9 protein-coding genes and 2 pseudogenes are annotated in these 6,403 nt (G+C 32.6%); all 11 read right to left on the bottom strand.

The features are described 5' to 3' along the window. Positions 1-100 (bottom strand): annotated as a pseudogene (locus Q1J60_RS10085) (50S ribosomal protein L16); the annotation flags it as partial. A gap of 30 nt (positions 101-130) precedes the next feature. Continuing rightward, entirely contained in the window at positions 131-799 is a 669-nt protein-coding gene (gene rpsC, locus Q1J60_RS10080; protein ID WP_003454406.1) for a 30S ribosomal protein S3, read from the bottom strand. 20 nt (positions 800-819) lie between these two features. Continuing rightward, complete coding sequence (gene rplV / locus Q1J60_RS10075; RefSeq protein ID WP_003454177.1) at positions 820-1,155, bottom strand: 50S ribosomal protein L22; 336 nt, start codon at positions 1,153-1,155, stop codon at positions 820-822. A 27-nt stretch (positions 1,156-1,182) separates the two neighbouring features. Further along, on the bottom strand, positions 1,183-1,464 hold the full coding sequence (gene rpsS / locus Q1J60_RS10070; RefSeq protein WP_003454422.1) for a 30S ribosomal protein S19: 282 nt from the start codon (positions 1,462-1,464) through the stop codon (positions 1,183-1,185). 70 nt (positions 1,465-1,534) lie between these two features. Further along, positions 1,535-2,368 (bottom strand): 50S ribosomal protein L2, encoded by an 834-nt coding sequence (gene rplB / locus Q1J60_RS10065; protein ID WP_300375544.1) that lies wholly within the window; start codon positions 2,366-2,368, stop codon positions 1,535-1,537. Between the two features lie 54 nt (positions 2,369-2,422). Continuing rightward, the gene (gene rplW / locus Q1J60_RS10060) at positions 2,423-2,716 is read right to left on the bottom strand and encodes a 50S ribosomal protein L23 (RefSeq protein ID WP_003454311.1); all 294 of its coding nucleotides are present in this window, start codon (positions 2,714-2,716) and stop codon (positions 2,423-2,425) included. Further along, complete coding sequence (gene rplD, locus Q1J60_RS10055) at positions 2,716-3,330, bottom strand: 50S ribosomal protein L4 (RefSeq protein ID WP_003454270.1); 615 nt, start codon at positions 3,328-3,330, stop codon at positions 2,716-2,718. The genes rplW and rplD overlap by 1 nt, the downstream gene beginning before the upstream one ends. 24 nt (positions 3,331-3,354) lie before the next feature. After that, positions 3,355-3,984, bottom strand: coding sequence for a 50S ribosomal protein L3 (rplC, locus tag Q1J60_RS10050; RefSeq protein WP_003476250.1), 630 nt, complete (start codon positions 3,982-3,984; stop codon positions 3,355-3,357). An 82-nt stretch (positions 3,985-4,066) separates the two neighbouring features. Next, complete coding sequence (rpsJ, locus tag Q1J60_RS10045; protein WP_003479233.1) at positions 4,067-4,375, bottom strand: 30S ribosomal protein S10; 309 nt, start codon at positions 4,373-4,375, stop codon at positions 4,067-4,069. Between the two features lie 497 nt (positions 4,376-4,872). Further along, a pseudogene (locus tag Q1J60_RS10040) lies at positions 4,873-5,929 on the bottom strand (IS30 family transposase). 353 nt (positions 5,930-6,282) lie between these two features. Then, a partial coding sequence (locus tag Q1J60_RS10035) for an EF-Tu C-terminal domain-related protein (protein WP_448268848.1) occupies positions 6,283-6,403 on the bottom strand: 121 nt, incomplete at its 5' end.

Raw genomic sequence — 6,403 nt, 5'->3', positions numbered from 1 at the left:
TTCCGAAATCTCCGTAAGCTAGAAAGTTTCCTCTAGTTGCCTTACCTTTCATTCTACCACGTTGTACCTTACGATGTTTAACTCTTTTAGGCATTAACATGTTATATTCCTCCTTTCTTAGTGCATCCTATTATGCGTTAGCTTCTTCCTTTTTTTCAACTTTTTTAGTTGGAAGAACTTCTCCATTGTAAACCCACACTTTAACACCGATTTTACCGTAAGTTGTATCAGCTTCAGCAAATCCATAGTCGATGTCAGCTCTTATTGTTTGTAGTGGGATTGTTCCTTCATTATATTGCTCAGTTCTTGCTATTTCAGCTCCACCTAATCTTCCTGAACAAGCAGTTTTAACACCTAATGTGCCAGCTTTCATTGCTCTTTGGATAGTTTGCTTCATAGCTCTTCTGAATGATATTCTCTTTTCTAATTGAGCAGCAATGTTTTCAGCCATTAATTGAGCGTTAGTTTCAGCGTTCTTAACCTCAACAATATTTATTAAAACATTTTTCTCAGCTATTATATTTTTTAAGCTAGCTTTTAATCTTTCGATTCCTGAACCACCTTTTCCGATGATTACACCTGGCTTAGCTGTGTGTATGTTTAACTTAACTCTTTTAGCTGATCTTTCTATTTCAATCTTAGCAATTCCAGCTGAGAAAAGTTCTTTCTTTATAAATTTTCTTATTTGTTGGTCTTCGATTAAGTTATCAGCAAAATTTTTCTTATCAGCATACCATTTTGCATCCCAATCTTTAATTACACCAACTCTTAGTCCGTGAGGATGTACTTTTTGTCCCATGCTTTTCCCTCCTTACCTTATTAAGCTCTTTCTTTAACAACAAGTGTTATGTTACTTGTTCTCTTGTTTATTCTAAATGCTTTACCATGATCCATTGGTCTGAATCTTTTTAATGTTGGTCCGTGACCTACATGTGCTTCTGCAACGAATAATCTGTTAGCATCTAATTCGTGATTGTTCTCCGCATTAGCTACCGCTGATTTTAAAACTTTGCTTATAACCTCAGCAGCATCTCTTGGAGTATATTTTAAAATTGCGAAAGCTTCGTTTACGTTCTTTCCTCTTATTAAATCAAGAACAACTCCTACTTTAGTTGGAGACATTCTTACATATTTAGCTATAGCTTTAGCTTCCATCTAAAGATCCTCCTTTCCCGGATACTATTATTTTCTCTTTGATGTTTTTTCGTTTTTAATATGACCTTTGAAAGTTCTTGTTAAAACGAATTCTCCTAATTTATGTCCAACCATATCTTCTGTAACATAAACTGGGATATGTTTTCTTCCATCATGAACAGCTATTGTATGGCCTATCATTTGTGGGAATATAGTTGAGCTTCTTGACCAAGTTTTGATAACTTTCTTATCTCCATTTTGGTTCATTTCTTCTATTTTCTTTAAAAGACCTGCATGCACGAAAGGTCCTTTCTTAATTGATCTACTCACTAGAATTTCCTCCCTTCATAAACTTAATTATGCCGCCAAACCGTGAAGAGAATATTTAATTCTCTCCAAACTATTTAGCGTTTCTTCTCTTAATGATGAATCTATCTGAGTATTTTTTGTTCTTTCTAGTTTTATATCCAAGTGCTGGTTTACCCCATGGAGTAACTGGACTTGGTCTACCGATAGGAGATCTACCTTCTCCACCACCGTGAGGGTGATCGCAAGGGTTCATTACAGAACCTCTAACTGTTGGTCTCCATCCCATATGTCTCTTTCTACCAGCTTTACCGATATTTACAATCTCATGAGTTGTGTTTGATACTGTTCCAACAGTAGCTTTACATTCGATTCTTACATATCTCATTTCACCTGATGGTAATCTTAATGTAGCATAGTTTCCTTCTTTAGCCATTAACTGAGCTGAAGTACCTGCTGATCTTACCATTTGGCCACCTTTTCCAGCTTGTAACTCTATGTTATGAACAAAAGTACCTACTGGCATGTGTTTTAATTGAAGAGCGTTACCTGGCTTGATATCAGCCTCTGGTCCTGATACTACTGTATCTCCTACTTTTAAACCTACAGGAGCAAGTATGTATCTCTTCTCTCCATCAGCATAAACAACAAGTGCTATGTAAGCTGATCTGTTTGGATCGTACTCTACTGTAGCAACTTTTGCTGGGATTCCATCCTTATTTCTTTTGAAATCTATTATTCTATATTTTCTCTTAGCTCCACCACCATGGTGTCTAACAGTTATTTTACCTTGTGCGTTTCTACCACCAGTTTTCTTTAAAGAAACAAGAAGTGACTTTTCAGGTACATTTGTAGTAACTTCTTCAAATGTTGGCATAGTCATTTGTCTTCTTGATGGTGTAGTTGGGTTAAACTTTTTAAGTGCCATTATTGTCCCTCCTTCTTATAGCTTATCTGGCCTTCAACCAATACCTGCTTTTTATTATTGCATTCCTTCGAAGAATTCAATGCTGCTACCTTCAGCTAAAGTTATAACAGCTTTTTTGAAGTCAGCTCTTTTTCCGATGTGAACTCCAACTCTCTTAGTTTTTCCTTCGAATCTCATAGTCTTAACGTCAGCAACTTTTACGTTGAAAACTTCTTCTACAGCTCTCTTTATTTGTACTTTGTTAGCTGCCATATGAACTATGAAGGTGTATTTATTTTCAGCCATAGCTGCCATACTCTTTTCAGTTATAACTGGTTTTCTGATTATATCATGGCTTGTTAACTTCATTATGCGTACACCTCCTCAATTTTGTTTACAGCTTCTTTAGTTATCATTAATGTTTTGCAGTTTAATAAATCATAAACATTGATGTTATTAACAGGCATAACTGTTACACCTTCTATGTTTCTTGCTGATTTATATACATTTTCATTAACTTCAGCTGTTATTATTAATGTCTTTTTAGCTTCAAAAGCATTTAACATTTTAACTGCTTCCTTAGTTTTTGGAGCTTCGAAAGTTAAATCTTCTAAAACAACCATATCTGCAACTTTGCTAGTTAGAGCAGAAGTCATAGCTACTTTTCTCATGCTCTTTGGTATTGACATTCTGTAATCTCTTGGTTTTGGTGCAAATACAACTCCACCTTTAATCCATTGAGGCGCTCTGATAGAACCTTGTCTTGCTCTACCTGTTCCTTTTTGTCTCCAAGGCTTGATTCCGCCTCCTCTTACCTCAGATCTTGTTTTAGCTGATTGAGTACCTTGTCTCTTATTAGCTAATTGAGCTACTACTACTTGATGTAAAGCATATTTGTTTACTTCTACTCCAAATACTTGCTCATTTAATTGGATATCTCCAACTTGTTGTCCTTCTTTATTAAATAAACCTACTTTAGGCATTACGCTTCCTCCTTTCTACAGAAATTAAGCCTTAACGCTGTTTCTTATAACTACTGTGCCTTTATTTGGACCTGGGATTCCACCCTTGATTAAGATTATGTTCTTTTCAGGCATTATCTTAACAACTTCTAAGTTAAGAACAGTTGTGTTCTTAGCTCCCATATGTCCAGGCATTCTCTTGTTCTTGAAAGTTCTTGATGGGTCTGAAGCAGCCCCCATTGAACCTGGTGCTCTGTGGAATTTAGAACCGTGAGACATTGGTCCTCTACTAGCATTCCATCTTTTAATTGTACCTTGGAATCCCTTACCTTTAGAAACTCCTGATACGTCTACTTTGTCTCCAATTTCAAATGTATCAACTTTTATTTCGTCTCCAACATTGTAATTAGCAACATCTTCCATTCTGAACTCTTTTAAAGTTCTTCTTAAAGAAACACCTGCTTTAGCGAAATGTCCTTTTCTTGGTTTGTTAACTAATTTTTCTCTTAATTCACCGAATCCAACTTGTATTGCGTCATATCCATCAGTTTCAACTGTTTTCTTTTGAACTACAACACATGGACCAGCTTCAACTACAGTTACAGGGATTACTCTACCATTCTCATCGAATATTTGAGTCATTCCAACTTTTTTACCTATTATAGCTTTTTTCATGTGGTTACACCTCCTAAACATATTAGCGGATTGCCTCTGCAATCATAACAGTTCAATCTCTTAATTCAATCTAAATAAAATATTAAAGTTTTATTTCGATATCAACACCTGCTGGTAAGTTTAATCTCATTAATGCATCAACAGTTTTTGGTGATGGATTAACGATGTCTATTAATCTCTTATGAGTTCTCACTTCGAACTGCTCTCTTGAGTCTTTGTACTTATGTACAGCTCTTAAGATTGTTATAACGTCTTTTTCAGTTGGTAGTGGAACTGGTCCAACAACCTTTGCTCCTGTAGACTTAGCAGTTTCAACAATTTTCTCAGCTGATTGATCTAATATTGTATGATCAAACGCTTTTAATCTTATTCTTATTTTTTGTTTTGACATTTGGTTTCCCTCCTTTTCATGTACGCTTTACTTCTAACGCACAACAGTAAGCATTGTGTAAACTGTCCCTGGTGTTTCACACTTTAGACATACACTTAACCTCTGTCGTCGGATTCTAGATCCTAACATGCTCATCAAGAATTACCCGGAAGTCCGGCAACCTCTTGACTCATCGCTGTTCGCTTTACAACTTCTTCATTATACTATGTATATTATGTTTTTTCAAGTATTTTTTTAGAAGTTTTAACATATACATTTATGTACTATCTTTACACCAAAACCGTTCAAAAAAATAAAGCACTAATATTAATAATATACTATTTTTTAAATTTTTCAACAAAAATTTTATTCCTAAAAAATTTTATATTATTATTCTTACTAAAAATATTTCTTCTAAATTATATTATATTTATTTTTTATATAAAATCAATAAAAAATAAAAAACCTAAATTGCAATATCAAATTAAACTAGTCTTTAATTATAATTTAAAAACTAATTAATATAATGAATATGTTTCATCTAAGTGTATTTCAAATAACTCTTCCAGAGTCTTGTAATCAAAAAGCTTTCTAAGAAGAATATTCATACAACTTTATATGAAAGATATTGTTTTATGTAGCTAATCTGAAATGTGTTTTCTCTTTTGAATAAAACCTCTAATTAGTTCATTATGAGGCTCATTTGTATTTTTTCAAATTAACAATATGGATGAATGAAATATACTTTTGTTTTTGTTTTTTGTTCAAGCTTTGATAAATCAGCAAATTCAGATTCATTATCAGCTATCATACTCTTAAATACTTTAATAAATTTACTACCAAAAACTCTTTAATCTTCTCAAGAATATTAGTAACAGATACTACTTAATGAGAAGACATTTCAGATATTGTATCATACATAGCTTTACTCTTTACAATTTTCAGCAAAACTTTACTCTTATTACATTTTTCACCTAATACGCAATCTATTTCCCAATGACCAAATTCTTCATTGTTTTGAATAGAACTAGGACGGTTTGAAATGCTATAAGCAATCTTTTTCTTATTATGTATTACTATAGTAGACTTTGTATTTCTATGAAGTTTAACTGGTAAATCTATATTTTTTTATAGGTAATACGCCAAGGTCTACATAGTTATACAAAGTTTTTGTAGAAATCATTTAGTAAGGACTAAACCTAGACAAATTCAGAGCTTCACCACCACATGAATCTAAAGACCATTAATTATTCTTAACTTTATCAATCCACACATTTAATAAAATCACCAAATTCTAATAGTTTGTATTTACGACCATATTTTAAGTAATTCTTCTTATAAACATCTTCTCCAGTATCGGCAAAGTAGATATTTAATTCTTTTCCTTTCTTAATTTGCTTAGTAGTTCCACGGCACATTTCATTTAAAAAGATATTTATAAACCTATTTATATAGTTGCTTAGCTATTTTGTAAACAGAAGAGCCATCTTTAAGACGTATTTCAACTATCATACAATCTTTAATATTTAAGTGTTTATTTTTTCTTGACTCTGTGTTATGATTTTGATAATTCATGGTTATTATCCTCGTGTATTATATTTTGTTTAGCGATTAAATCATAACACAGGTTAATTCACTATGGATTTTTTATTTAATTCAGCTTAATTTTACAATTAAGCAAAAATAAAAGAGAGGAAAATTTATTTCCTCTCTTTCTTAAAGGCCTATTTAATGAACACTCTTTTAAATTTAAAACTATTGCGCGTTAATTTTAGATTTTAAGGAGTCTTGTAATATATACGTCTATATATTACAAGTTTTTCTTAGTTAATTCTAAACTTACATATTTTGCGCTAATTATACAAGCTAGCTTCAACTAAGCATAAATTCCCGTTGTTCATCGGTACTAATAAAAATTTATTTTAAAACTACTCGATTATTGAAGTAACAACTCCTGAACCTACAGTTCTTCCACCTTCTCTGATAGCGAATCTTAATCCTTCATCCATAGCGATTTCTGTGATTAATTCAACTTCCATGTCAATGTGG

Origin of the sequence: Clostridium sp., from assembly GCF_029258205.1 — a bacterium.
Classification (GTDB): Bacteria; Bacillota; Clostridia; order Clostridiales; family Clostridiaceae; genus Sarcina.
This window is presented reverse-complemented; position numbering and strand designations above follow the sequence as displayed.

What these genes read in the sequence shown, in the direction of transcription:
- rpsC (WP_003454406.1), bottom strand. Translation starts at nt 799, where the DNA reads ATGGGACAAAAAGTACATCCTCACGGACTAAGAGTTGGTGTAATTAAA.
- rplV (WP_003454177.1), bottom strand. Translation starts at nt 1,155, where the DNA reads ATGGAAGCTAAAGCTATAGCTAAATATGTAAGAATGTCTCCAACTAAA.
- rplB (WP_300375544.1), bottom strand. Translation starts at nt 2,368, where the DNA reads ATGGCACTTAAAAAGTTTAACCCAACTACACCATCAAGAAGACAAATG.
- rplW (WP_003454311.1), bottom strand. Translation starts at nt 2,716, where the DNA reads ATGAAGTTAACAAGCCATGATATAATCAGAAAACCAGTTATAACTGAA.
- rplD (WP_003454270.1), bottom strand. Translation starts at nt 3,330, where the DNA reads ATGCCTAAAGTAGGTTTATTTAATAAAGAAGGACAACAAGTTGGAGAT.
- rplC (WP_003476250.1), bottom strand. Translation starts at nt 3,984, where the DNA reads ATGAAAAAAGCTATAATAGGTAAAAAAGTTGGAATGACTCAAATATTC.
- rpsJ (WP_003479233.1), bottom strand. Translation starts at nt 4,375, where the DNA reads ATGTCAAAACAAAAAATAAGAATAAGATTAAAAGCGTTTGATCATACA.